We start from the raw sequence: 25,915 nt of genomic DNA, 5'->3' as shown, positions 1-25,915 counted from the left end.
CTATCTTCTGATTATTGAAAAAACGGCAAGCGCATCGAAAGGCGAGGCTTTCAATGGATGTGGCAACGTGGGAGTTCAGTGAAGCGTTTCAGCTTGCGGCGGGGAGGATATAGGGGAAGGCGTCAGAAAAAAAGACAAATTGTCGCAGGTCATTATTGTTCAATTGGTAATAATGTCCGTAGGGCTCTGCTCTGCGCAGTTCCTGCGCCTACCCAGGTGTGGCGCAGTACGTGTAGGAAATGGCTTGCCGGCGATTGGGGCGCAAAGCGCCCCCACCATTTCAAAAGGTGGTACGCAGGCCCACTTCCACACTGCGCCCCGGTGCTGGCGCGATATCGCGCAGAATCGAGCTGGCATAGCGCACGGTCTGGTCGGTCAGGTTCTCACCGCGCACGAACGCCAGCCACTGGCTCTGGCCAACGTCGAAGCGGTAGCCAACACTGGCCCCCAGCGTGGTATAGCCATCGGTGCTGCTTTCGTTGGCCGGCTTGCGGTGCTGAGAGGCGGCGTGCTGCACGTCAACCCGGGCCTGCCAGCGGTCCAGCTCCCAGACCAGGCCACTGTTCAGGCGTAGCGGGGCAATACGGGGCAGCGGCTCGCCGCTGTCAAGGTTCTTGGCCCGGGTGTAGTCACCCGACAATTCCAGGGCAAAGCTGCCATAACGGTTATCGACCAGCTGCCAGCGGTCCTGGGCCTCGATGCCGTAGAAGCGTGCCCGCACACCTTGGTACTGGTACTCCGGGAAACCGTCGTCGTGATCATGGTCAGCTTCGTCGTGGTCGTGATCATGCCCGCTTTCGCGCAGGTTGCCGGTGCCGATCAGGCCGATGTAATTGCGGAAGTGGCTGTAGAACAGCCCGACGCTGCCCTTGTGCGTACCGTTGTCGAAGCGTAACGCCAGGTCGGCGGAAATGGCCTTTTCCTTGTTCAGCCTGGCATCACCGACTTCATAGGCACCGGTGGCGACGTGGGCGCCATTGGCATACAGCTCGTAGAAGGTCGGGGCGCGTTCGGTATAGCCAAGGTTGGCCGCCAGCGACCAGACCGGGTCGAGTTGGTACACCGCGCCCGATGACAGGCTGAACGCATTGAAGCTGCTGGCGCTGTTGGCGTCGACGAAGTTCTCGTTGCCTTTGGCATCCGGGGCCACGCGGGTGTGTTCCATGCGTGCGCCCAGGCTCAGGTTCAGGCGCTCGGTCGCTTGCCACTGTTCGAGCATGAACAACGCCAGGCTGTCGGTATCGGTGTGCGGCACGAAGGCCTCTTCGCCCAGGGCAGAGAATTCGTTGCGGCTGACTTGCGCACCGATCACGCCCTCCACAGGCCCGAGCGGCTGGTGGCGGGCTTCGATACGCGCTTCGTAGCCTTTGTTCTTGAACGTGGTGTGAACCTCGCCTTCCTCTATTTCGCTGTGTTCGTAGTCGGTGTAGCCGGCATCGACCTTGACCGAGCTGAACGGGCCGTCGAGGTCGCGCAGTTCGGAGGCGAAGGCGTAGTGGTCCTGTTTCATGTCCAGGCGCACGCCGGATTCGGCCACCGAGCCGTAGTTGCTGTCGTAGCGGCTGTACGACAGGCCGGCGTAACCGTGGTCCCAGTGGTAGGCACCGCCGATGGCGCCGCCATCCTGGCGGCCATCGCTGTTTTCCAGGCGGTGCTTGCTGCCGGGCTCTTCGGCATCGCGCACTTTCGCGCTACGGGCGTAGCCAGGGATGCGCAGGTCATTGAACTGACGGCTGTTGGCATCCAGGTGCAGGGCGAATGTGCCATCGCCGGCTTCTAGCTTGCCGGCGCTGCTGCGGGTCGTGTCGGCGCCACCGTAACGCAGTTCACCGGCGCCGTGAATGCCCTCGATGGGGGCGTCGGGGATGCGGTTATCGAAGGTGTTGACCACGCCGCCAATGGCGTTGCCGCCGTACAACAGTGCGGCAGGGCCGCGCACGATTTCGACACGATCGACGGTCACCGGGTCCAGCGGCACGGCATGGTCGTAGGACAGCGAGGAGGCATCCAGGGCGCCTACGCCGTTGCGCAGGATGCGAATGCGATCGCCATCCAGGCCACGAATGACCGGGCGGCTGGCGCCAGGGCCGAACCAGGTCGAGGCGACACCGGGCTGTTTGTTCAGGGTTTCACCGAGGCTGCCGTGCTGCTGTTGCAGCAGGTTGTCGCCTTCGAGCACGGTGCTGGGCGCGGCCAGTTGGCGGTTGCCCAGCGGGTTGGCCGTGATCACCTGGGGTTCAAGTTCCACCGCGTGGCTGGGCGAAGCGGCCAGCCAGAGCGCGACGGCAAGGGGGGAGAGGCGAAGCGGTGCAGACAACATGAGAGTGGGACGTTCCTTGGCAGATGCTCATATAGTGTTACAACATAACATAACTATTTCAGCACAGAGGTTTCTTCCCTGGCCAGCGTTTTTCTGCGGCCTCGCCGGATCCCACCCGCCACTACACTCGTGTAAGGTGCGCATCTTTCCCACGGAGTACAGCATGAGCACGGCCCAACACAACGCGCTGCACGGCAAGACCCTCGAACAGATCCTTACCGAGCTGGTGGTGCATTACCAATGGCAGGGCTTGGCCGAACGCATTGACGTGCGTTGCTTCAAGAGCAACCCGACGATCAAGTCGAGCCTGACCTTCTTGCGTAAAACCCCTTGGGCGCGGGAAAAGGTCGAGCAGTTGTACGTGAAGCTGCAGCGTCAGGCCTGAACGTGCTGCGGCGACCCTGGCTGACCGTCATGGCGGTGCTGGGCTGGTTCGGCCTGACCGTGCAGGTGTACCTGGTACTGCTGGCGCGTTGGCAGGAGCAGGCCAGCCTGATCGGCGGCCTGATCAACGTGTTTGGCTATTTCACGGTGTTGACCAACACCTTGGTGGCCACGGTGCTCAGTTATGCGGCGTTTGGCCGCGAAGGCCGGGCCAGGCATTTTTTTCTGTCGCCGTCGGTGAGTTCCGCGGTGGCCGCGAGCATTGTGCTGGTAGCGCTGGCCTACAGCGTGTTGCTGCGCCACTTGTGGCAGCCAGAGGGCTGGCAATGGCTGGCCGACGAGTTGCTGCACGACGTGATGCCGGCGCTGTACGCCTTGTACTGGTGGTGTGAGGTGCCCAAGGGCCATTTGCGTCTGCGGCATTTGGCGCTGTGGGCACTCTACCCGGCCGTATACTTTGGCTACGCCTTGTGGCGGGGTAGCGAGATAGGCCTGTACGCCTACCCGTTCATCGATGTGGCGAGGCTGGGGTACGGGCAAGTGCTGCTCAATGCCCTGGGCGTGCTGGCGGGGTTCTGGGGGATCGGGCTGGTGTTGCTGGGGCTGGATCGTTGGCGTGGGGCGCAAAAGTTTGCTTAGCCTGTGCCGACCTCTTCGCGGGCAAGCCCGCTCCTACAGGAATACCGCCGTCTCCAAGGCTGGTGATGTACCTGTGGGAGCGGGCTTGCCCGCGAAGAGGCCGTAACAGGCTGAAGCCGATTATTCGTCGTCCCCAGCCCCGTCGGCCCGCCAGTAAGCCGCGGCTTTCAAAGCATCCTCGGGCACGCCTTTTTCCAGCAGCAGCGCCTTGGCCTGGCGGGTCAGGGTTTTTTCCAGCGCTACCCAGGCGTACAACCGGCCTTGCGGCAAGGTCAGGTTCTGCACCAATGCCAGCAGGTCTTCCTCGTGGCGGCGTACCCAGATCACCTCGACCTGCGCCTTGCTCGGCAGCGGCTGGCGCTCCTGCTCATCCTCGATCTGGATCACCGCCAGCACCTGGCGGCCAGCAGGCAGCTCCTCGAGCCGCCTGCCGATTGCCGGGATGGCCGTTTCATCGCCGATCAGCAAGTAGCTGTCGAACACATCCGGCACCACCAGTGAGGCGCGTGGCCCGGCGATATTCAGGGTTTGGCCGACCGCGGCCTGCGCCGCCCACGTGGAAGCAGGGCCGTCGCCATGCAGGACGAAGTCGATGTCCAACTCGTTGGCCACCAGGTCTATGCGCCGTGGCGTGTATTCACGCATGGTGGGCCGTACGCCACTGTCCTTGCCCAGCTTGCGGGCCTCGATGGCCTGTTGCTGCTCCGGGGTTTCGCCGAACAGCAGCTTGATATGGTCGTCGCTGCCCAAGCTGGTGAAGCCTTGCAGTTCAGCCCCGCCCAACGTGATACGGCGCATGCGCGGGGTAAGCTCGGTGACCCGCAGCACCTGCAGGCAGCGCTGGCGAATCTCATGGTTGACGCGGTGAATGCTGTTAGTCATGGAGCGCCTCCGTAGCAGCGCCGGCCGGCCCGGAAGCGATGGCTTTGGCGGTGTGGTTGAGCAGGTCGCGAACCCTGTCGATTTCTTCAGGTGTCCAGCGGCCGCTGTGCATGTGCAGCGCATGGCGCAGGTTGCCCACCGCTTCGTGAATTTCAGGCGGGCGATCGTGGCCGCGCAAGGCGCGCTTGCTGACTTCGATGCGCATGCGCACGCCGTCCAGCGCCACCGCCTGGTCCGCCAGTGCACCGCGGCCGGCCTCGGTGATGGCATACAGGCGCTTGCTGCCCTGCACCTGGCCGCTGATCAGCTCGGCTTCTTCAAGAAAATTCAGCGTGGGGTAGATCACCCCGGGGCTCGGGCTGTAACTGCCTTCGAACAGGTTCTCGATCTGGCGGATCAGGTCGTAGCCATGGCCGGGCTGGCTTGCGAGCAAGTCGAGCATGAGCAACTTGAGGTCACCGGGGGCAAATACACGGGGGCCGCGTTCGCCGCGCCCGGGGCGCCGTTCGAAGGGGTCATGGGGGGTAAGTTCACGCATGGGAATAGGGGCTCCTTCTTTGCGATATATCGTAAGATATTACTCAAGATATATCTAAAGACAAGCCCTCAATTGCTGATGATTCTCATCTAATTGTTCGATTCGTCCGCTTTCGTGGTCGAGTTGGCGGCCACTTCCGGCGGCTTGCACGCGTTCGGATTGCCCGGCTGCAGGTATGGCATGAGGATCGGTGCCATGCCCTTGAGTACCTGCACCGGCAGCGCCGAAGTGAACTTGAATGCCTCTGCCGAACGCCCTGGCACGAACGCGGTCAAGGTGCCGAAGTGGTTTTCGCCCAGGAAGAACACGAAGGTGGCGGTGCGGTTGAGCGACCGCGAGCCGATCAGCCGGCCGCCGGCGCCAAAGCTTTCAATGCGGTTGTCACCGGTACCGGTTTTGCCGCCCATTACCAGGGGCGTGCCGTCCTGCAGCTTGAAACTGCCGGAAATGCGCCGCGCGGTGCCGGCATCGACCACCTGCGACATGGCACCTTTGAGGGCGCGTGCTACCTCGACCGGCAGAATCCGCACCCCCCGGTCCGGGTCGCTGATCAGTTTGGTTTCGTAGGGGGTGTTGGCGGCAAAATGCAGGGTGTCGATGCGCAGTGTGGGCAGGCGGATGCCATCGTTCTGGATGATCCCAACCAGCTCCGAGAGGGCGGCAGGGCGGTCGCCCGAGCTGCCGATGGCGGTCGCCAGCGACGGCACCAGGTGGTCGAACGGGTAGCCCACGCGCTTCCAGCGCTGGTGGATGTCGAGGAACGCTTCGATTTCCACCATGGTGCGAATGCGGCTGTCGCGAGCGCCCTGGTGGCGGCTCTTGAACAGCCAGCCGTAGACCTCCTGGCGCTCGAAGCGGCTGGCGTTGACCATCTCGCTCAAGGTCGAACTGGGGTTCTTCAGCAGGTAGCCGAGCAGCCACAGGTCCAAGGGGTGGACCTTGGCAATGTAACCCTGGTCGGGCAGGTCGTACTTGCCCGGGCCATAGGCTTCGTACATCTCGGCCAGGCGGCCATCGCTGAGTTTGCCCAGGGCGCTCTTGTCACCCTTGAGGTGAGCGCGGACAAAGGCATTGAACGTTTGCTGGCCCGCTTCGGGGAACAGGTAGCGGTGCACGGCGGCCAACCGTTGCGGGGTCACGCGCATGCTGTCGAGGAAGGTATCCAGGCGCTGTTGCGAGGTCTTGCGCTGGTATTTCTTCCAGAAGCGCATCAGGTAGTTGGTGCCTTCCTTGTCGGCAAAGCGCGCCAGGTACTCCTGGCGACGCGGGTCGGCGTCATCCTTGAGCAGCGGTACGCGGTTGTAGGGCTGCTGGTAGGTCACATAGCGCACCAGGTCGCGCATCAGGCGGATGAAGGGCAAGTTGATCGACTCGCGCAGGGCATCCTTGAGCGTGGGGTTGCGGCTGTTGTCCTCCTTGCGGAAGTTGTTGAACACATGCATGCCGCCGCCGGTGAAAAACGCCTCGCCGGTGCTGGCCGAGTACTTGCGCTCCAGGGCGGCGTCGAGCATGGCATCCAGGCTCTGGTTCTTGCTGTTCTGCGCCAGCCAATCCAGTGACCATTGGGTGATGCGGTCAAGCTCGGCGACGTCGACCTTTTTCAGCTCGGCGACAGGCTTGCCGGCGTACTTGTCGTGCAGTTCGGCAATGATCTCCAGGTAGGTCGTCAGTACCCGCAACTTCGCCGTGGAGCCCAGCTCCAGCTTGCTGCCTTCGTTGATGTCGAATGGCTGGTCGGTACTGTCGGTCTGCACCCTGACCCGCGAGCCATCGGCGGTGCGTTCGAACAGGGTGAAGCTGTAGCTCACCTGGTCGGTGGTCTTGGCGGTGAGCAGGCGCTCGCCGATCAGGCCGATCTGCGCAGCGAAAGCCGGGTCGGCAAGGTTTTTCAGGTATTGGCTGACCTGCAATTGCAGGTCGGCCTGCAGGGTGCTGGTAGCCGATACATCGAGGCGGTCGAGGTCGTACAGCGGGCGGTTGAGCATGGCCGCCAGGCGGTTGCGCGCCAGGCTGATACCCTTGTTGGTGACGATGGGCACGATGGTCGGTTGCGCCACCCAGTCGCGGTACACCGCCTTGCTGGCCAGCGCTGCGTCGGCCAGTGGCTGATCGATGACCTTGTTGGCGGCGAGCACGCGGATGTGCGAATCGGTCAGCTCGGCCAGTTCCACCCGGCCTTTGGACAAGTAATGCGAGGGCCGCCGCTGGGCAATCATCAGCGACAGCACCTGGCGCAGGGCCAGGCCGCGCGCCGCCATGCTTTGCGGGTCGGTGGCGGTGGACGTCAGCGCCTGGTTGACCTGGTCGAAGTCGGCGCCGTACCACACCCGCAACCCCTCGGCCATGCCGTGCACCTCGCCGTGGCCAGGCACGGCCGACAGTGGCACGCTATTGAGGTAGTCACGCACGATGCGTTTGCGCGCCTCGGTGGTGTCGGGGCCGCCCTGGTACGCGCGCACGCTGGCCGAAATCATCTGGCGGATCTTCTCGGCCCCCGATACGGTCAGGCCATCTGGGGAGTGGCGATACTTTTCCAATTGCGTGGCCAGGGTGCTGCCACCCGCCGACTGGCCGGGCAGCGCCAGGTACTTGGCCACCTGGCTGTAGGCGGCCTTGGCGAAGCGCGGCCAGTCCACGGCCGGGTTGTTGCGCGGGTCTTGGGTGTCGAGCAGGTCGCGGTTCTCGATGAACAGCAGACTATTGACCATCACGGGCGGGATGGCGGCGAAGTCGGGGTACAGGTGCTGCGGGTAGTTGTACTGGTAGAGCGTGTCGCCACGGCAGTCGGTGATCGACAGGCCCGCCTGGATCTTCTCGATATAGGGCACGAACAGCCCATGCTCGACGTAGTTCATCAACGCCGGGGAAAACCTGACCTGTTCGCTGATCAGGTAGTCGCGCTTGAGCAGGCGCGGCAGAAACTCACCCAGGGCACTGTAGCCCAGGCGTTTGTCGAACGGCCCGTCACCGGGGTAGACGATGGCGTCGCTGGGGCCGGGCTGCAGCGAGTAGGTGAGGGTGCTGGCGAGCTTGCTGAACTCCCGCGACTGCAACTCGGACGTGCGAAATTCGTCGTAGGCGGCGAAGCCGACAGCCACCAGCGCCACCAGCACGATGAGGATGATCAGCCGCCACCATAGCCGACGCTGCCGGGGGGGCTTGCGTTGTGGCGTCTCGGCCGGCGGTGTCTCGGGTGCTTCCGTCCTGCTTGGTTCCGATTGCCACAGTGCGCCCATAATCTTCAATCCGGCCAGGTATTTTCGTCTTGCTTGCCTGAAGCTTAGACGGTGAGCGGGTAGGCGGAAACATTTGTCGGCGCTGATCAAGGTACCGGGGGCTCCGGAGAACTCGCTGATTATTCATGGATATACAGCGAAAACCCCTTCAGCGGTCTTCCTATACTGCTCGCCCCTTCGCCCTGCCGGGTTGCGCTGACCCGGCACGCAGGCCAGCCCAAAAGGCCAGCTTGGCAAGCCAAGGCCACGCCTATCGGCGTGGCGGGTGCTGCACGAAGGCAAATCCAATAACAAAATGAGGTTGAATCGCTATGCCAGTCGGCAACCACCCTGCCCATGGCCAGCCCACCCAAGGCGGCCCGCTCAAGCGTGAACTGGGCGAACGGCATATCCGTCTGATGGCGCTGGGCGCCTGTATCGGTGTCGGTCTTTTCCTAGGCTCGGCCAAGGCCATCGAAATGGCCGGCCCGGCCATCATGCTGTCCTACATCATCGGTGGCCTGGCCATTCTGGTGATCATGCGCGCCCTTGGTGAAATGGCCGTGCACAACCCTGTCGCCGGCTCGTTCAGCCGCTATGCGCAGGACTACCTCGGCCCGCTGGCGGGCTTTCTCACTGGCTGGAACTACTGGTTCCTGTGGCTGGTGACCTGTGTTGCGGAAATTACCGCGGTAGCCATCTACATGGGGATCTGGTTCCCCGACGTGCCCCGCTGGATCTGGGCCCTGGCGGCGCTGGGCAGCATGGGGGCGGTCAACCTGGTAGCGGTCAAGGCCTTCGGCGAATTCGAGTTCTGGTTCGCCCTGATCAAGATCGTCACCATCATCGCCATGGTGCTGGGCGGCGTCGGCATCATTGCCTTCGGCCTGGGCAATGACGGTGTGGCCGTGGGCATCGCCAACCTGTGGAGCAACGGCGGCTTCATGCCCAATGGCGTGACCGGCGTGCTGATGTCGCTGCAGATGGTGATGTTCGCCTACCTGGGCGTGGAAATGATCGGTTTGACTGCCGGTGAAGCCCGTAACCCGCAAAGAACCATTCCGCAGGCCATCGGCTCGGTGTTCTGGCGCATCCTGCTGTTCTATGTCGGTGCGTTGTTCGTGATTCTGTCGATCTACCCGTGGAACGAAATTGGCAGCCAGGGCAGCCCGTTCGTCATGACCTTCGAGCGCCTGGGCATCAAGACCGCCGCGGGCATCATCAACTTCGTGGTCATCACCGCGGCACTGTCCTCATGCAATGGCGGCATCTTCAGCACCGGGCGCATGCTCTATAGCCTGGCGCAGAACGGCCAAGCCCCGGCGGCCTTTGCCCGTACCTCGAACAACGGGGTACCGCGCAATGCGCTGCTGCTGTCCATCGGCGCGCTCCTGCTGGGTGTGCTGGCCAACTACCTGGTGCCGGAGAAGGTCTTCGTCTGGGTGACGTCGATTGCCACCTTTGGCGCGATCTGGACCTGGGTGATGATCCTGCTGGCACAGTTGAAATTCCGTGCCGGCCTTACCCCTGCCCAGCGCCAGGGGCTGAAGTACCGCATGTGGTTGTGGCCGCTGAGCTCTTACCTGGCATTGGCGTTCCTGGTGCTGGTGGTGGGACTGATGGCGTACTTCGAGGACACCCGGGTGGCGCTGTACATCGGCCCGGCATTCCTGGTGCTGTTGACCGTGCTGTACCACGTGTTCCGGTTGGCACCCAAAAACGTGCAGGGTACGGCCAGTACCGCTTCCTGACCTGAGTTGGCCGGGGCCGCGCTGCGGCCCATCGTCGGCAAGCCAACTCCCACGGGGATCGCATCAGGGCAGACAGGTGTTTGCCACAAGGTATGCAGCGCCTGTTAGAGCGAGCGCCGCCCGCGCGGCGCATCGCGAGCTGCGCTCGCTCCTACGTTTGTTTCGGGCCAATTATTCCTGTGGGATTTGCGCGCGAGCGCCTTGGCGCATGCCTCAAAATCGCGTCGTGCGAACAAGGCGGCCGCGCGCATCTGGCACAGGGGTTACTGGCCCGAAACAAATGAGGTGCGCCCCATTTGTTGGACAATCTTTGATTAGGCTGCTGCGGCCTGATTCCTGTATGCCACGGGACTCAGGCCGGCCAGCCCCATCTTGATTCGGTCATGGTTGTAGTAATCGATGTATTCATCGATTGCAGCGCTCAGATCCTCGATGCTGGCGAAACGCTGACCATGATACATCTCGGTCTTCAGTGTGCCGAAGAAACTCTCCATTCGCGCATTGTCCAGGCAGTTGCCTTTGCGTGACATGCTCTGCTCCAGTCCCATCTCCTCTAGTCGATTCCGGTAGCGGTAGTACTGATACTGCCAGCCCTGGTCGGAGTGCAGCATAGGCCTGGCCCCTTCCGGTAGCCGTGACAACGCCTGCTCGAGCATCTGACCGACCAATGGATAGTGCGGCGAGGTGTCGATCTGGTGCGCCACGATCTCACCATTGAACAGGTCCAGCACCGGAGAGAGATACAGCTTTTCACCCGCCACCTTGAATTCGGTCACGTCCGTTACCCACCTCCTGTTTGGCTCCTCTGCCGTAAACTTGCGCTCCATCTTGTTGGGAGCGATGCGTCCGGGCTCGCCACGATAGGACTTGTACTTCTTCACGCGCACCGTGCATTTGAGGTCGAGTTCGGCCATCAGTCGCCGCACGACCTTACTGTTAACTGCGTGGCCGACGCTGTGCAATGTCGCTGTCATGCGCCGATAGCCGTAGCGACCTTTATGCCGCTGCTGAATCTCACGGATACGGTCTTTGAGCGCAGCCAGCTTGTCACCGGCAGCCATCAACTTGCGCTGGTAGTAATACGTACTGCGCGCCAGTCCGGCCAGCTTGAGCAGGCCGTCGAGCGGGAAGCGGGTGCGCAGGGCCGAGATGATCAGGACTTTTTCTTCCCGGCCCTCTTCTGTCTCGCCTTCTCCTCGCGCAGTTCTTTTAACTTTTTTAGGTAGGCGATCTCCATCTCGGCGTGACGCAGCTTGGCCAGCAGTTCGGCGTACGAGAGTTCTTCCTCGGACTTGGGCGAGGTGCTGGCGGGTGGGACGGATGGTTTGATCATGACGTTACGCGGTCCTTTTTTCCCTGCTATCAGAGCTTTGATACCGCCACTGTAGTACTGCGCTTCCCATATGCCTATCTGGCTGGAATGCGTCAGGTTGAAAACAGCCGCCGTTTCGCGCAACGACAACTTGTCGCGCCATTTTCGCTCAAGCACCGAGAGCTTGAACTCAGGGCTGAAAGTCTGCGCGTGTCTGGACAGGCTGGCCTCGCCATGGATGCGGTAGGCCTGTACCCAGCGGCGCAGTAAGGAGGGATCCATCTGGAACTGTGCGGCTATGAAACGGTAGCCAATGCCACGTTGCAGAAAAGCCTGGATGGCGGAAAGCTTGAACTGTCTGGTGTACTTGCTCATATGAAAGGCCCCTGAGGTTGGATTTTTGTCCAACGTCAGGGGCGCAGTTCAAAACGTAGGAGCGAGCGCAGCTCGCGATTGCGCCGCGCGGGCGGCGCTCGATCTCACAGGCGCTGAAGATGCTCCGGCTACCCTTGCCAGGAACCATAGAATCTCCCACAGGGATCGCAGCAGGGCTGCCAAGCAGCCCCCGGGGCGCGTCAGGCCGCGACCTCACTGTGCGGCTCGAAGCTGTCGGCCCTGGCCAGCTGCCACATGCGCGAGTAGAACTGGCCATCCACCTCGCCGGTGAGCAGCTCGCCCGGCTTGAGGAACACATGCATCTGCGAGAACAGCTTGATCTCGGTGGCCGAGATGCGGCGCACCAAGTGCTTGGCCTCCAGCTGTGCCGGGTGCTCCAGGCCAGCCGCCGCCAGCATTTCTGCCAGCGCGCGCAAGGTGTTGTGGTGGAAGTTCAACACCCGCTGGGCCTTGTCCGGCACTACCAGTGCGCGTTGGCGCAGCGGGTCTTGCGTGGCCACGCCAGTGGGGCATTTGTTGGTGTGGCAGCTTTGCGACTGGATGCAGCCAATGGCGAACATGAAGCCGCGCGCCGAATTGGCCCAGTCGGCGCCAATGGCCAGTACACTGGCGATGTCGAAGGCGCTGACGATCTTGCCGCTGGCGCCCAGCTTGATCTTGTCGCGCAGGTTCAGCCCGACCAAGGTGTTGTGCACGAACAGCAACCCCTCACGCAGGGGCACGCCAATGTGATCGGTGAATTCCACCGGCGCCGCGCCGGTGCCGCCTTCCTTGCCATCGACAACGATGAAATCCGGCAGGATACCGGTCTCCAGCATGGCCTTGGCGATGCCCATGAACTCCCACGGGTGGCCCAGGCAGAACTTGAAACCCACCGGCTTGCCGCCGGACAGTTCGCGTAGCTGGGCGATGAACTGCATCATCTCGATGGGGGTGGAAAAGGCGCTGTGCCGTGATGGCGAAATGCAGTCTTCGCCCATCAGCACGCCACGGGTCTCGGCAATTTCCTCGGTGACCTTGTGCTTGGGCAGGATGCCGCCATGGCCAGGCTTGGCGCCCTGGCTCATCTTCACTTCGATCATGCGCACCTGCGGGCTACGGGCTTGTGCGGCGAAGCGCTCAGGGTCGAAACGCCCGTCCGCGGTGCGGCAGCCAAAGTAGCCGCTGCCCAGTTCCCATACCAGGTCACCACCGTGTTCACGGTGGTACGGGCTGATGCTGCCTTCGCCAGTGTCATGGTGGAAGTTGCCCAGTTTGGCGCCCTGGTTGAGCGCGCGGATAGCGTTGGCGCTGAGCGAGCCGAAGCTCATGGCCGAGATGTTGAAAATCGAGGCCGAATACGGCTGGCTGCACTGCGGCCCACCAATGATGATGCGGAAGCTGGCCGGGTCGGCCAACGGCGCCGGGCGCATGGAGTGGCCAATGAACTCGAAGCCGGACTGGTACACATCGATCAAGGTGCCGAACGGTTTGTCGGAAGCTTCGTTCTTGGCCCGGGCATACACCAGCGAGCGCTGCGCACGGGAGAACGGCAGTGCGTCGCTGTCGGACTCCAGCAGGTACTGGCGGATCTCCGGGCGGATGGCCTCTACCAGGTAGCGGATGTTGCCCAGGATGGGGTAGTTGCGGCGCACGGCGTGGCGCTGCTGCAGCAGGTCGAACAGCCCGATCAGGCTGAGAACGCCGGCGGTCAGGGTGAAGGGCCACAGCCATTCATGCTGGCTGAAGGGCAGGCTCGCCAAGGTGAACAGGACACAGGCGGCGAAGAAGGCATAGCGGCTGAGAAGTGACAGGCTCATACGGGGTCCTTGCGATGGCGCGGTCAGGCTCAGGGCCTGGGGGCAAACCCCGACCATAGCCAAGTTGCCGGGCGCTGCAAATTAAAATCGGGGTAGCGAAAATCATTCTCGCCACGCCAAGCCTCAGCAGCCCTGGCCCATGCTCGGCAAGGCAGGCTGTTTACGGTGCCCCGCGCAGCAGCTTCTGTCGCCAGCTTTCCTGCTCGTGCGCGGGCGCCTCGCTCAGGTACACAGGGCGCCCGGCCACGCGCTTGGCCACTGGCACGCCGTCGCGGTACAGCAGGCGGTTGCCGCTCACCGCCGGCACCTTCACCCCCGGCAGCAACGAGCCGATCAGGTTCAGCGGGTCACTGGCACTGACCACCTGCAGTGCGCCGTCCGCCTCGCGCCGGCGTACCTGGCGCAGCAACCCGACCGCCTCCGGCAAGGCAAATTGTTCACCGGCCAACCCGGCAATGAAGCGCCCCCCGCGGATCTCGCCGCGTGCCTCCAGCCGGTGGTAGCAGCGCAGCAGTTCCCGCCACGGTGGCAGTACATCGCTCTCGCGCTCCAGCAGCCGCCAGCACACCACGCCATAGCGCCTTAGCAGGGCGTGGGCGATGTGCTCCAGGCGCTGGCTGTCATCCGCCGTGCCTTGGCGCAGCAATGCCCAGCGCCCGGCATGGGACATGCTGCTGGACAACGGTGCATGGCCGCGCCGGCGGGTGCGTGAAGCGCGTTTCGCCGCCGGGGCGATCAGGCTGCGCAGGCCAGTGAAGCTGTCGGCACCTACCAGGCCGGCACCCACCAGTTCCTGCAACGCTGTTTCCAGTTCGCTGGGCAGCAGGCGGGCATCGTGGATCAGTTCGTCGAAGAACAACGCGCCCTGAGCCTGCAGCACCTCATGTACCCGCTGCGCCCGTGCGCCAAGGCTCTGTACGGCAGGCGCGGGCGCCAGGCTGCGCCACAGCCCCAGGTGCTCCCGAGGCAGCAACACCAGCGGGGTGCTCGACAAGGTGCTGCCTGAGCGGCTCGCGGCCAACCGGCTCCAGGCGAATTGCCCGCTGCGGCACGCATCATCGAGCCAGTGGGGGCTGTAGTCGTGGATCCGTGCGGGCAGCAGTTCGGCCTCCCAGGCTGCGGCTGCACTGGGGAAGCCCTGCAACTGCCCAAGCACTTCGGCTACAGCCTGCGGGCCACGCAGGCGCGTGTCAGGTGCCAGGTGCTGCCAGTCGAACAGAAAACGCATGAAGTCCTGCAGGCTGACCGGCTCGATTTCGCGACGCAAGCGCTTGACCGTGTAGCGGTGGATGCGCGCCAGCAAATGGCGTTCGCACCATTGCAGCTCGTTGGCGGCCGGGCTGAAATAGCCGCGCAGCACATAACCTTCGGCTTCCAGGCGGGCCAGGGCCTGTTCGACTGCCTGCGGCGGCATGCCCAACGGCGCGGCGATCTGTACCAGCGTCTGTGGGCCATGGGCGCTCAGGCGGCCACGCAGCAGTTCGCCCAGGGCATTGTCGGGCTCGATGGGCTGGTCGAAGCCAGGCAACTGTTCCAGCGCCGGTTCGAGGGGCGTCGCCGGGTAGATCGCCTGCAGCAGGTTCAGGCGCTCGCGGGCCAGCCACAACTGCTCGCGGGGCAGGCGCAAGGCGCGGCCGGCCTTGGCCAGTTGCCTGAGGAACAGGTTCCAACCAGGGTTGGCGCTGACCTGCGCCTGGCTGATGGCGCCCAGGCTCATCAAGGTTTCGTGCATTTCGTCGCTATTGCGCGGCTGCGGCCAGGCCTCGGCGGCCACGGCAGCGATGGCGTCGGCGTCCAGTGCGCCCAGGTCGTCACTGCTGTGCACCTCGTTCCAGCGCCGGTTGAGCACCGCCTGGGTACGGCGCTCTTCCAGCGGTGCGTCGTCGAGGAATGTATAAGGGCGGGCATTGAGAATGGCCGATGCCAGCGGCGATGGCGCAGGCAGGTCGCGGCACAGCAGGCGTACCGCCCCGCTTTCCATGCGCCTCAACAGGGCCAGCCAGCCCGTGCAATCCAGGGCCTCGTGCAGGCAGTCGTCGAGGGTCTGCTCGACCAGCGGGTGCTCGGGTATCTGCCGCTCGCCGGCGATATTTTCCAGGCAGGCGATCTGGTCGGGAAACACCGCGGCAACCAGGTCTTCGCTTTTCATGCGCTGGATTTGCGGCGCTACTTTGCGCCCGCCCACGAAGCGCGGCAGGGCCATGGCGACACTGGCGTTCCAGCGCCAGCGCACACCGAACAGTGGCGCTTCGAGCACGGCCTGTATGAGGAGGGCTTCTGCGGTGCCGCTTTTCAGGTAACGCCAGACCTCGTCGAGGTCGAAACTGTGGCTGGTGGACAGCGACAGCACGATGGCGTCCTCGCTGGCGGCCGCCTGCAGTTCGAAATTGAAGGTGCGACAGAAGCGTTTGCGCAAGGCCAGGCCCCAGGCGCGATTGATGCGGCTGCCGTAGGGCGAATGGATGATCAGCTGGGTGCCGCCGGAGGCATCGAAGAAACGCTCCATCACCAACGTTTCCTGCGAGGGCAGGGCACCGAGCACGTCGCGGGTACGGGCCAGGTAGTCGAGCAACTGCTCGGCGCAGTCTTCGCCCAGCTCGAACGTACCCTGCAACCATGCCGACACCGCGCGGGTATCGCCGTCGGCCAGCGTCAGCTGCTGGTCAAGCTGTGCCTGCAGCCTGGCCACGGCCGCGGACAGTTCGTCGCTGCGGCCAGGCGCCTCGCCGAGCCAGAACGGAATGGTGGGCGGCAGCCCTTGGGCATCCTCCACCCGAACCCGGCCCGACTCGACGCGCAGGATGCGGTACGAGGCATTGCCCAGCTGGAAGATGTCGCCTGCGATGCTCTCCACCGCGAAGTCTTCATTGACGCTGCCAATGTTCAGCGCCTGCGGCTCCAGCAATACGCTGTAATCGGCGTTGTCCGGAAGGGTGCCACCGCTGGTCAGCGCGGTCAGCTGGCTGCCGCGGCGGCCCCGCAATGTGCCGCTTACCGCATCGCGGTGCAGGTAGGCACTGCGTACGCCCTGGCGGCCGTTGTAGCCCTCGGCAAGCATGCGCAGCAGGGCCTGGTAGTGCTGCTGGTCGAGGTGGGCATAAGGTGTGGCCTGGCGCAGGCAGTCGAACAACGCCTGTTCGTGCCACGGCTGGTTGCAGGCTTCGGCGACGATCTGCTGGGCCAGCACGTCCAGGGGCGCCCGGGGTATGTGCAGCGCCTCCAGTTCCCCCCGGCGTACGCAGTCGAGCAGGGCCACGCACTCGATCAGGTCGTCACGCGATGTCGGGAACAAGCGCCCTTTCGGCACGCCATCGACCTGGTGGCTGGCGCGGCCAACCCGTTGCAGGAAGGCGGCAATCGAACCCGGCGAGGCAACCTGGCAGACCAGGTCGATGTCGCCAATGTCGATGCCCAGCTCCAGTGAAGCGGTGGCCACCAGTACCTGCAACTGGCCGTGCTTGAGCCGTTGCTCGGCGCTCAGGCGCAGCTCCTTGGCCAGGCTGCCATGGTGCGCGGCCACGGCATCCTTGCCCAGGCGGTCGCTGAGGTGGCGGGTGATGCGCTCAGCCAGGCGCCGGGTGTTGACGAATACCAGGGTGGTGCGATGCTCGCGGGCCAGGGCTGCCAGGCGGTCGTAGACCAGGCCCCAGACATCGGTGGCCATGACCGCCGCCAACGGTACCGGCGGCAGCTCGATGGCCAAGTCGCGTGGCCGGGCATGGCCAATATCGACAACCGCGCAGGGCCGGCCGCTCCCGACCAGAAACTGCGCCACCCGCGCCACCGGGCGCTGTGTGGCAGACAGGCCAATACGGCGCAAGGGCCGGCCTGCCAAGGCCTGCAGACGTTCCAGGGTCAGTGCCAGATGCGCCCCGCGCTTGTTGCCGGCCAAGGCGTGGATCTCGTCGACGATTACCGTATGCACGTTGCGCAGGCCTTCACGACCAGACGCCGAACCCATCAGTACATACAGGGATTCAGGGGTCGTGACCAGAATGTGCGGTGCCAGCTTGCGCATGGCGGCGCGTTCTTTTTGCGGGGTATCGCCGGTGCGCACGGCGGTAGTGATGCGGGGTGCAGCCAGGCCCTGTTCTGCCAGGGCCTGGCTGATACCCTCAAGCGGGGCTTGCAGGTTGACGCGGATGTCATTGGACAGCGCCTTGAGCGGCGAAACATAGACCACCTGGGTCTGCGCCGGCAGCTGACCCTGCTGCGCCAGGCCCTGGCAGAACAGTTCATCGAGCACGGCCAGGAACGCGCTCAGGGTCTTGCCCGAGCCGGTGGGTGCGGCCAACAGCATCGACTGGCCGCCATGGACCAAGGGCCAGGCCTGGGCCTGGGCATCGGTAACGGTTGCGAAGTGGCGGCCGAACCAGGTGCGTACGGCGGGGTGGAACAGTTCGAGCACCGGGTGCTGTTGGGCGGGCAGGTTCATGGGTTGGTTATGGAGGGGCATGGGCGCTTTGGCAAGGGGCCGTTCGTCTGGCCGGCACACCCGACAATGGCCTTGTCAGCCCAAGCGAGCCCGTGGGATCCTCCCCGGCCATTGTTGCCAGCGAGTTCAGCCCATGCCCAATACCATTCGCATCGCCGCCGCCCTGTTGCTCGACCCGCAGGGGCGCACCTTGCTGGTGCGCAAGCGTGGCACCGAAGCCTTCATGCAGCCGGGGGGCAAGATCGATGCGGGTGAAACGGCGCTGCAGGCACTGGTGCGCGAACTGCACGAGGAATTGGGCCTGCACATCGACCCGGCCCAGGCCGTGTACCTGGGCCAGTTCAGTGCCACGGCCGCCAATGAGCCCGGCTTCGAGGTGCAAGCCGAGCTGTTTCGAGTCTACAGCGCCGCTGCCGTGGTCCCGGCGGCAGAAATCGAGGAGGTGGTATGGCTGGCTGCAGATCAGGCGCCAGACCAGCCACTGGCGCCCTTGACCCGCGACCTGATCCTGCCGCTGTACCGCCAGTTGTTCAACGCACCGCGCTGACGCCGTCGAGGGTGGCGAAGGAGGTGTCCTTGGCGGTCAGCAGAAAGTCGCGCATGTACGGCGCATCGAGCATGTCGGTGCGCACAGCGGCGTAAAGCGTGGCAAACAGGCCTTTCTCGCCCAGGCGCTTGCCTTTCACATAACCCCGCGCGCTGTACTCATGCAAAGCCCAGTGCGGCATGCCGCACACCCCCCGGCCGCTGGCGACCAGCTGCATCATCATCACGGTCAGCTCCGAGGTGCGCACGGCGGCCGGCTCGACGTCGGCCGGCTCCAGGAAGCGGGTGAAGATGTCCAGGCGGTCGCGCTCCACCGGGTAGGTGATCAGGGTCTGGTCGAGCAGGTCCTGGGGCACGATATACGGCTTGCTGGCCAGCGCATGCTGGTTGGCGACCGCCAGCATGGCTTCGTAGGTGAACAGCGGCACGTAGGTGATGCCGGCCAGGTCCACCGGGTCGGAGGTCACCACCAGGTCAAGGTCACCACGGGCCAGGGCTGGCAAGGGTGCAAAGGCGAAGCCGGAGGCCAGGTCCAGCTCGACTTCCGGCCAGGCATCGCGGAACTGGTCTATGGTCGGCATCAGCCACTGGAAACAGCTGTGGCATTCGATTGCCATGTGCAGGCGCCCGGCGGTACCGCCGGCCAAGCGTGCGATGTCGCGTTCGGCACCCCGTAGCAACGGCAAGGTGGCATCGGCCAGTTGCAGCAGGCGCAGCCCGGCGCTGGTAAAGCGTATCGGCTTGCTCTTGCGTACGAACAGCGGCAGGCCCAGGCGTTCTTCCAGCTCCTTGAACTGGTGAGACAGCGCCGACTGGGTCAGATGCAGGCGCTCGGCGGCTTCCACAAGGCTGTCGGCCTCGCGCAAGGCATGAAGGGTTTTCAGGTGGCGGATCTCCAGCACTGCTGACTCCGGGGTGTGAATGGGGTGAACGAAGCAATGAGTTGAGTTTCGCTCATGTTGGCAACGCTGTCGACTGGGCGTAGCGCCGCACCGCCTGCGGCTGGCCCCACACCCACTGGGGCCCGAATAATCGCGCCGTAGGCGCTTCACACCGTTGTTGAGGTCAACCGAGGCCGTATTTTTTGACCTTGTCGAACAGCGTGGTCTTGGCCATGCCCAGCTCCTGGCTGGCCTGGCTGAGGTTGCCGCCGGTGCGTTGCAGTGCATCGCTGAGCAGGTTGCGTTCGAACGCCTCCACCGCCTCGGCAAAGCCCAGGCCTTGGCTGGCCCCCCCGCTGGGCCCTTTCTTGAACGCCGGCAGGCCCAGGGCGTAGCGTTCGGCCACGTTGCGCAGTTCCCGCACATTGCCTGGCCAGTCGTGGGCGAGGAGGCGGGACAAGGTCTGGCTGTCCAGGGTCGGTGTTTCCCGATCGAAGCGCAGGGCCGATTGCTGCAGGAAGTGCTCGAACAATTGCAAGATGTCTTCGCGGCGCTCGCGCAGCGGTGGCAGCTCCAGGGTCACCACGTTCAACCGGTAGTACAGGTCGCTGCGGAACTGACCGCTCTGGCCCAGGCTATCGAGGTCGGCCTTGGTTGCCGCAATCACCCGGCAATCCACGGCAATGCTCTGGTTCGACCCCAACCGTTCCAGGGTGCGCTCCTGCAAGACGCGCAGCAGCTTGATCTGCAGGTTGATCGGCATGCTCTCCACCTCGTCGAGGAACAGCGTGCCGCCATTGGCGTGTTCGATCTTGCCGATACGGCGCTTGCCGGCACCGGTGAAGGCGTTGGCCTCGTGGCCAAAAATCTCGGTCTCGAACAGGTTTTCCGGCAGGCCGCCACAGTTCAGCGCCACGAAGGGCTGGCCCTGGCGACGGCTGAAGTCATGCAGGCAGCGTGCGACCAGTTCCTTGCCGGTGCCGGTCTCGCCCTCGATGAGCACGTTGGCCGAGGTGTCGGCCACATTGGCAATCAGCTCGCGCAGGTGCTCCATGGCCGGCGAGCGGCCGATGATACGGCCTTCCAGGCTGCTCTGTTCGGCCAGCTGGCGGCGCAAGGCAACCACTTCGCGCGACAGCCCCCGTTGCTCCAGGGCGCGGCGCACCACGTCGACCAGGCGTTCCGGGGAGAACGGCTTCTCCATGAAGTCGTAGGCACCATTGCGCATGGCGCCTACGGCCATGTCGATGTCACCGTGGCCGGTGATCAGTACCACAGGCAGGCTGCGGTCGCGGGCCTTGAGGCGGTTGAGCAGCTCCAGGCCGTCGATGCCGGGCAGGCGGATATCGCTGACGACGATACCAGCGAAATCGTCGCCGATGCGCTCCAGCGCCTGCTCGGCACTGCCCACACCTTCGCAGGCGATGTCCTCCAGGGCCAGTGCCTGCTGGCAGCCGAGCAGCACATGCGGGTCGTCTTCGACGATCAGGACGGTAAGAGGCGCTTGGTTCATGGGTGCTCTGCCGATTCGTTAGGGGGCGAAACCAGGGGCAGGGCCAGGACGAAGGCGCTCCCGCCGGTGACGGGGTGCTCGACGTTGAGGCTGCCCTTGGCCGCAGCCGCAAGGCTCGCCGACAGGGTCAGGCCCAGGCCCAGGCCGTGTTCGCCCGGTTTGGTGGTGAAGAACGGTTCAAACAGGTGCTTGCGCGCCTCGGCGTCGATGCCGTGGCCATTGTCACGCACCTGCAAACGGTATTTGTCGCCCTGCACTTCGCCCTCCAGCCACAGTTCGGGCTGTGGCTGCGCAGCCATGGCATCGAGGGCATTGCCGATCAGGTTGACCAGGATTTGCTCCAGGCGGGTCTGGTCGATGGCCAGTTGCTGGTCCTCGTAGTGGTTGTGCAGCTGCAATTGGCAGGCGCTGATGCGGTTGCCCAGTACTTGCAAGGTGGCTTCTATCGCCTTGGCCAGGGAAGCCTGGCCACTGTCGTCGCTGCGCCGGGCGAACGAGCGCAGGCTGGCAGTGATGCGGCCCATGCGGTCAATCAGGTCGTTCATGGTGCGCAGGTTGGTGCTGGCGGTTTCCAGCGCCCCGCGTTCGAGGAAGCGCACCGTGTTGCCAGACAGCGTACGCAAGGCAGCCAGCGGCTGGTTCAGCTCGTGGGCGATGCTGGTGGACATCTGCCCGATGGCTGCCAGCTTGCCGGCCTGCACCAGCTCGTCCTGGGCGTGGCGCAGCGTTTGTTCGGCGTGCCGGCGCTCGCGAATCTGGCCTTTCAGGCGTTCGTTGCTGGCACGCAGGTCGGCGGTGCGTTCGGTAATCCGTCGCTCCAGCTGGCTGTTGGCTTCCTCCAGCGCCTCGCGTGCGGCCAGGCGGGTGGCGATGACTTTGCGCCGCTCGTTCCAGGCGATGCCGAGGATGGCCAGCAGGGCGAAGGCGACCCCCACCAGAATGCCCTGGACCATGGATTCGCGGCGCAGGTCCTGCAGCGGGGTGAGCAGGGTGAAATGCCAGGGCGTGTCGACCAGCCGGCGGGTCTGGGCCAGGTAGGCCACTTCGTGGGGCTCGCCGTGGGCAGTCTCGCTGTTGGCGGGGAAGGTCAGTTTTTCCACGCCATCGGCCAGGGTCTCGCGGGCCAGGGGCTGCAACTCGTTCAACGGCCACCAGTAATACTGCAGGCTGCGCGCCAGCCGTTCCTTGGTTTGCGCGGTCAGCGGGCGTACCGACTTCAGGCGCCTGGCAGGGTCGCTGGAAAGGATGATGATGCCGTTCTCGTCGCTGACGAATGCCTCCAGGCGCGCCCGCTGCCAACGTTCTTCCAGGGTATCCAGGCGTACCTTGATCACCGCCACGCCAATGATCTTGCCGTGTTCCTCGAGCCCGTGGGCCAGGTAGTAGCCAGCCTCGCCCGTGGTGCTGCCGATGCCGTAGAAGCGCCCAGGTTCGCCGCGTACGGCAGTCTGGAAATAGGCGCGGAACGACAGGTCTTCGCCCAGGAACGAATCGGCATCGCGCCAGTTGCTGGTGGCCTGGACCCGGCCATTGGTATCGAGCACGAAAATTGCCCGGCTGCGGCTGCGCCGGTTCAGGCCTTCGAGGTATTCGTTGACCGCCTGGCGCGAACCGCCATCCGGGTCGGTGAGCAGGTGCGAGACGCTGTCTTCCAGCTCCAGCAGGCTCGGCAGGTAGGTGTATTTGCTGATCTCGCTTTCGACCGTGCGCGCGTGCAGCTCCAGCTGGCGTTCACCGTTTTCGCTGAGGGTGCGAATACCGTTGCTCTCGCTGATCAGGTAGCCAGCCATACCCAGGCCGACCATCAGCAAAATGATCAGTGGTGGCAACAGCAATTGGCGGAGCAGGCGGGATTTCACGGCAGGCTTGGCAGGGAGAAGAAGCGAAGGATCGCATTTCATCACAGTGGCCTTGTCACGACCAGCGCCTGCTGCCCGATTGGGCAGCGGCGCCGACCGGTTCAATGAAGCAAAATCAGTGTTGCAGGATCTTGCTGAGGAAGTGCTGGGTGCGTTCGTGGCGGGCAGTCGGGTCGCCGAAGAACGCCTCCTTCTGGCAGTCTTCGATGATGTGGCCTTTGTCCATGAAGATCACGCGGTTGGCCACTTTGCGGGCGAAGCCCATTTCGTGGGTCACGCACATCATGGTCATGCCCTCGTGGGCAAGCTCCACCATCACGTCCAGTACTTCGTTGACCATCTCCGGGTCCAGCGCCGAGGTCGGCTCGTCGAACAGCATGACGATCGGGTCCATCGACAGTGCACGGGCAATGGCCACGCGCTGTTGCTGGCCACCCGACAGCTGGCCCGGGTGCTTCTTGGCATGGGCGCCAAGGCCGACGCGGTCGAGCAGGGCCAGGCCTTTCTTGGTGGCCTCCGCCTCACTGCGGCCCAGTACCTTGCGCTGGGCGATGGTCAGGTTTTCGGTGATGCTCAGGTGGGGGAACAGTTCGAAGTGCTGGAACACCATGCCCACCCGCGAACGCAGCTTCGGCAGGTTGGTCTTGGGGTCGGCGATCGAGGTGCCATCGACCACGATATCGCCCTTCTGGAACGGCTCCAGGGCATTGACGCACTTGATCAGGGTGGACTTGCCCGAACCCGAAGGGCCGCACACCACCACCACTTCACCTTTCTTGACCTCGGTGCTGCAGTCGGTCAGTACCTGGAAGTCCCCGTACCACTTGTTGACGTTCTTGATGGAAATCATACGGTGATCCTTTTTTGCAGGCGCTTGACCAGCCACGAAGCGGAGAAGCTGATGAGGAAGTACACGACCCCGGCGAAGATCAGGAACTCATGGGAGCGCCCAATGATGTCGCCGTTGGAGCGTGCCGAGTTGAGGAAGTCCACCAGGCCCACGGTGTAGACCAGCGAGGTATCCTGGAACAGGATGATGCTCTGCTGCAGCAACAGCGGGGTCATCTTGCGAAACGCCTGCGGCAGGATGATCAGGCGCATGGTCTGGCTGTAGGTCATGCCCAGGGCCTGGGCGGCGCCCATCTGGCCCTTGGAGATCGACTGCACACCGGCGCGGACGATTTCACAGAAGTAGGCGGCTTCGAACATCATGAACGCCACCACGCACGAGGTGAAGGCACCCACCGGGGTGTCCTCGCCGGTGATCCAGCGCAGTACGAACGGTACCGCCAGGTAGAACCAGGTGATCACCAGCAGCAGCGGGATCGAGCGGAAATAGTTGACGTAGGCCCCGGCCAGCCGCGACAGCAGCTTGCTCGATGACAGCCGCATGAGCGCCAGGATGGTGCCCAGCACGATACCGCCCACCACGCCCATGACCATCAGTTGCAAGGTCATGAGCATGCCTTCCCACAGGGCGGGCAGGGCCGGGATGATTTCGCTGAAATCCATGTCCATTTACTTGCCCCCCACGGAAATCAGGCCAGGCACGGCGACTTTCTTCTCGACCATGCGCATCAGCAGCATCAGCCCCATGTTCAGGGTGAAGTAGATCAGCGTGGCCAGGGTGAACGCCTCGAACAGGTTGGCGGAAAATTCGGCGGTCTGTTTGGTTTGCGCCAGCAGCTCCATCAGGCCGATCAGCGATGCCACCGAGGAATTCTTGAACACGTTGAGAAATTCGGAGGTGAGCGGCGGAATGATGATCCGGTAGGCCTGGGGCAGCAGCACGTTGGTGTAGATCTGCGGCAGGCTGAAACCCATGGCGCGGGCCGCGGATTCCTGGCCGCGCGGCAGCGCCTGGATGCCGGTGCGCACTTGCTCGCAGACACGGGCGGCAGTGAACAGGCCCAGGCAGATGACCACACTGATCAGCGCCGAGGTGGTCGGGTTGAGGTCTTGCTTGAACCATTCCTGCAGGCCTTCGGGCAGCAGGTCTGGCACCAGGAAGTACCAGATGAACAGCTGCACCAGCAGCGGCACATTGCGGAACAGCTCCACGTAGATGGTGGCGATGCCCGATACCAGGCGGTTCGGCACGGTGCGCATGACGCCGAGCACCGAGCCCAGCAGCAAGGCGATGATCCAGGCGGAGATGGCGATGGCGATGGTCCAGCCCAGGCCGGTGATGTACCAGTCGAGATAGGTCTCGCTGCCCACGCCGGTGGACTTGAAGAACACGCCCCAGTCCCAGTTGTAATTCATCGGGATTTCCCCTCAGACGGTTGTTTCACGGGCACCTTGGAACATCCGGGGGCGCTGGGCGCCCTCGGATGAAAGGTTAGACACTAATGAGTGGCCTGCAGGGTTTGATTCGTGCTGTCGAGCACCAGGCCGTTATCTGAGGATCAGGACTTCTTCTCGTCCGCGGCCTTGTCGGTAGGCTCGGCGATCAGTTTCTTCAGCTCATCGCTCATCGGGAACTGCAGGTTCAGGCCTTTTGGCGGGATCGGTTGCTGGAACCACTTGTCGTAGCTCTTGTTGACTTCGCCCGACTTGAAATAGGCAACGATGGCATCGTCGACCGCTTTCTTGAACGCCTCGTCACCCTTGCGCACCATGCAGCCGTAGATTTCATAGGACTGCGGGGTACCGGTGATGACCCAGTCTGCCGGCTTGCGCGCCTTGGCCATTTCACCGGCGAGCAGGGCGTCGTCCATCATGAAGGCTACGGCGCGGCCGCTTTCTAGCATGTTGAAGGCTTCACCGTGGTCCTTGGCGGAAATCACGTTCATCTTCATCTGCTTGTCGGCGTTCATCGCCTTGAGAATGCGCTCAGAGGTGGTGCCAGCGGTGGTCACCACGTTCTTGCCAGCCAGGTCCGGGAAGTCCTTGTATGCAGGTTGACCGTCCTTGACCTTGGTCAGCAGGCGGGTACCGACTTCGAAGATGCCGACCGAGAAGCCGACTTGCTGCTGGCGCTCGACGTTGTTGGTGGTGGAGCCGCATTCCAGGTCGACGGTGCCGTTTTGCACCAGCGGGATACGGGTCTGCGAGGTGACCAGGTTGTAGCGGACCTTGATGTCCGTACCCAGTTGTTTTTTCAGGGCATCGACGACAGCCAGCTGAATGTCATGCGAGTAGCCCACGGGCTCGGGTTTGCCGGCCAGGTAGGAAAATGGAATGGAAGAGTCGCGGTGGCCCAGGGTGATGGTGCCCGAGTCCTTGATCTTCTTGAGGGTGCCGGTCAGTTCTTCGGCCATGGCTGGCGAAGCAATGATCGCAGCGGCAATGGTGGCGCCCAACAGATGACGAACGATACGCATCAAATTTTCCTCGACGTGTTTGTTTTTTTTATGGAGCCGTTGGCGGACTCTTTCGTTCAACGAATACAGCGAAGCGCTGTGCATTCGATTGAAGAGTGTAGAGCATGAGTCGTGCCAAA

At 63.7% G+C, this 25,915-nt stretch carries 18 protein-coding genes; 4 read left to right on the top strand and 14 right to left on the bottom strand.

Annotated elements, in window-relative coordinates; translation table 11 throughout:
* Window positions 1-280: 280 nt before the first annotated feature.
* The gene (locus tag AACG97_RS22230; RefSeq protein ID WP_047150209.1) at window positions 281-2,320 is read right to left on the bottom strand and encodes a TonB-dependent receptor; all 2,040 of its coding nucleotides are present in this window, start codon (window positions 2,318-2,320) and stop codon (window positions 281-283) included.
* 163 nt (window positions 2,321-2,483) lie between these two features.
* On the opposite strand from AACG97_RS22230, the gene AACG97_RS22225 reads away from it, so the two are divergent.
* Together AACG97_RS22225 and AACG97_RS22220 are read left to right on the top strand one after the other, a co-directional pair.
* The gene (locus AACG97_RS22225) at window positions 2,484-2,705 is read left to right on the top strand and encodes a VF530 family protein (protein ID WP_009681956.1); all 222 of its coding nucleotides are present in this window, start codon (window positions 2,484-2,486) and stop codon (window positions 2,703-2,705) included.
* A 2-nt stretch (window positions 2,706-2,707) separates the two neighbouring features.
* A complete protein-coding gene (locus AACG97_RS22220; RefSeq protein WP_033690146.1) occupies window positions 2,708-3,343 on the top strand; it encodes a Pr6Pr family membrane protein in 636 nt (211 codons plus the stop codon).
* A 120-nt stretch (window positions 3,344-3,463) separates the two neighbouring features.
* Here the strand turns inward: AACG97_RS22220 and AACG97_RS22215 are convergent, their stop codons facing one another.
* From AACG97_RS22215 to AACG97_RS22205, 3 genes are all read right to left on the bottom strand, one after another.
* The gene (locus tag AACG97_RS22215) at window positions 3,464-4,225 is read right to left on the bottom strand and encodes a siderophore-interacting protein (RefSeq protein WP_009681954.1); all 762 of its coding nucleotides are present in this window, start codon (window positions 4,223-4,225) and stop codon (window positions 3,464-3,466) included.
* On the bottom strand, window positions 4,218-4,763 hold the full coding sequence (locus tag AACG97_RS22210) for a PadR family transcriptional regulator (RefSeq protein ID WP_009681953.1): 546 nt from the start codon (window positions 4,761-4,763) through the stop codon (window positions 4,218-4,220). The genes AACG97_RS22215 and AACG97_RS22210 overlap by 8 nt, the downstream gene beginning before the upstream one ends.
* A gap of 89 nt (window positions 4,764-4,852) precedes the next feature.
* Window positions 4,853-7,999: a transglycosylase domain-containing protein gene (locus tag AACG97_RS22205; protein ID WP_033690145.1), complete on the bottom strand. Its 3,147-nt coding sequence runs from the start codon at window positions 7,997-7,999 to the stop codon at window positions 4,853-4,855.
* A 311-nt stretch (window positions 8,000-8,310) separates the two neighbouring features.
* On the opposite strand from AACG97_RS22205, the gene AACG97_RS22200 reads away from it, so the two are divergent.
* Complete coding sequence (locus tag AACG97_RS22200; RefSeq protein WP_009681951.1) at window positions 8,311-9,729, top strand: amino acid permease; 1,419 nt, start codon at window positions 8,311-8,313, stop codon at window positions 9,727-9,729.
* Window positions 9,730-10,043: 314 nt separating this feature from the next.
* Here AACG97_RS22200 and AACG97_RS22195 read toward each other — a convergent pair.
* The 3 genes from AACG97_RS22195 to AACG97_RS22185 form a co-directional block, all read right to left on the bottom strand.
* A protein-coding gene (locus AACG97_RS22195) for an IS3 family transposase (protein ID WP_115294863.1) occupies window positions 10,044-11,416 on the bottom strand; the annotation gives its coding sequence in 2 pieces (ribosomal slippage) (window positions 10,044-10,940 and window positions 10,943-11,416; 1,371 coding nt in all).
* Window positions 11,417-11,616: 200 nt separating this feature from the next.
* A complete protein-coding gene (locus tag AACG97_RS22190; RefSeq protein WP_047149552.1) occupies window positions 11,617-13,236 on the bottom strand; it encodes an FMN-binding glutamate synthase family protein in 1,620 nt (539 codons plus the stop codon).
* Between the two features lie 160 nt (window positions 13,237-13,396).
* Window positions 13,397-17,671, bottom strand: a complete 4,275-nt coding sequence (locus AACG97_RS22185) for a DEAD/DEAH box helicase (RefSeq protein WP_047149551.1) — start codon at window positions 17,669-17,671, stop codon at window positions 13,397-13,399.
* A gap of 133 nt (window positions 17,672-17,804) precedes the next feature.
* Here AACG97_RS22185 and AACG97_RS22180 point away from each other — a divergent pair, with 133 nt between their 5' ends.
* Window positions 17,805-18,218: an NUDIX hydrolase gene (locus tag AACG97_RS22180; RefSeq protein ID WP_047149550.1), complete on the top strand. Its 414-nt coding sequence runs from the start codon at window positions 17,805-17,807 to the stop codon at window positions 18,216-18,218.
* On the opposite strand, the gene metR is transcribed toward AACG97_RS22180, so the two are convergent.
* The 7 genes from metR to AACG97_RS22145 all read right to left on the bottom strand — a co-directional run bounded on the left by metR (window position 18,202) and on the right by AACG97_RS22145 (window position 25,796).
* Window positions 18,202-19,119: a transcriptional regulator MetR gene (gene metR, locus AACG97_RS22175; RefSeq protein ID WP_009684539.1), complete on the bottom strand. Its 918-nt coding sequence runs from the start codon at window positions 19,117-19,119 to the stop codon at window positions 18,202-18,204. The genes AACG97_RS22180 and metR overlap by 17 nt on opposite strands.
* A 163-nt stretch (window positions 19,120-19,282) precedes the next feature.
* Entirely contained in the window at window positions 19,283-20,611 is a 1,329-nt protein-coding gene (locus tag AACG97_RS22170) for a sigma-54-dependent transcriptional regulator (RefSeq protein ID WP_009684540.1), read from the bottom strand.
* Window positions 20,608-22,512: a sensor histidine kinase gene (locus AACG97_RS22165; RefSeq protein ID WP_009684541.1), complete on the bottom strand. Its 1,905-nt coding sequence runs from the start codon at window positions 22,510-22,512 to the stop codon at window positions 20,608-20,610. The genes AACG97_RS22170 and AACG97_RS22165 overlap by 4 nt, the downstream gene beginning before the upstream one ends.
* 73 nt (window positions 22,513-22,585) lie before the next feature.
* Complete coding sequence (locus AACG97_RS22160) at window positions 22,586-23,320, bottom strand: amino acid ABC transporter ATP-binding protein (RefSeq protein ID WP_009684542.1); 735 nt, start codon at window positions 23,318-23,320, stop codon at window positions 22,586-22,588.
* Complete coding sequence (locus tag AACG97_RS22155; protein ID WP_009684543.1) at window positions 23,317-23,988, bottom strand: amino acid ABC transporter permease; 672 nt, start codon at window positions 23,986-23,988, stop codon at window positions 23,317-23,319. The genes AACG97_RS22160 and AACG97_RS22155 overlap by 4 nt, the downstream gene beginning before the upstream one ends.
* Complete coding sequence (locus AACG97_RS22150) at window positions 23,989-24,735, bottom strand: amino acid ABC transporter permease (RefSeq protein ID WP_009684544.1); 747 nt, start codon at window positions 24,733-24,735, stop codon at window positions 23,989-23,991.
* Between the two features lie 143 nt (window positions 24,736-24,878).
* A complete protein-coding gene (locus tag AACG97_RS22145; RefSeq protein WP_009684545.1) occupies window positions 24,879-25,796 on the bottom strand; it encodes a glutamate/aspartate ABC transporter substrate-binding protein in 918 nt (305 codons plus the stop codon).
* Window positions 25,797-25,915: the final 119 nt, after the last annotated feature.

This window comes from Pseudomonas sp. Nvir (assembly GCF_963778085.1).
Lineage (GTDB): Bacteria > Pseudomonadota > Gammaproteobacteria > Pseudomonadales > Pseudomonadaceae > Aquipseudomonas > Aquipseudomonas juntendi.
Note: the sequence above shows the minus strand (reverse complement) of the source record. Positions and strands in the feature narration are given on the sequence as shown.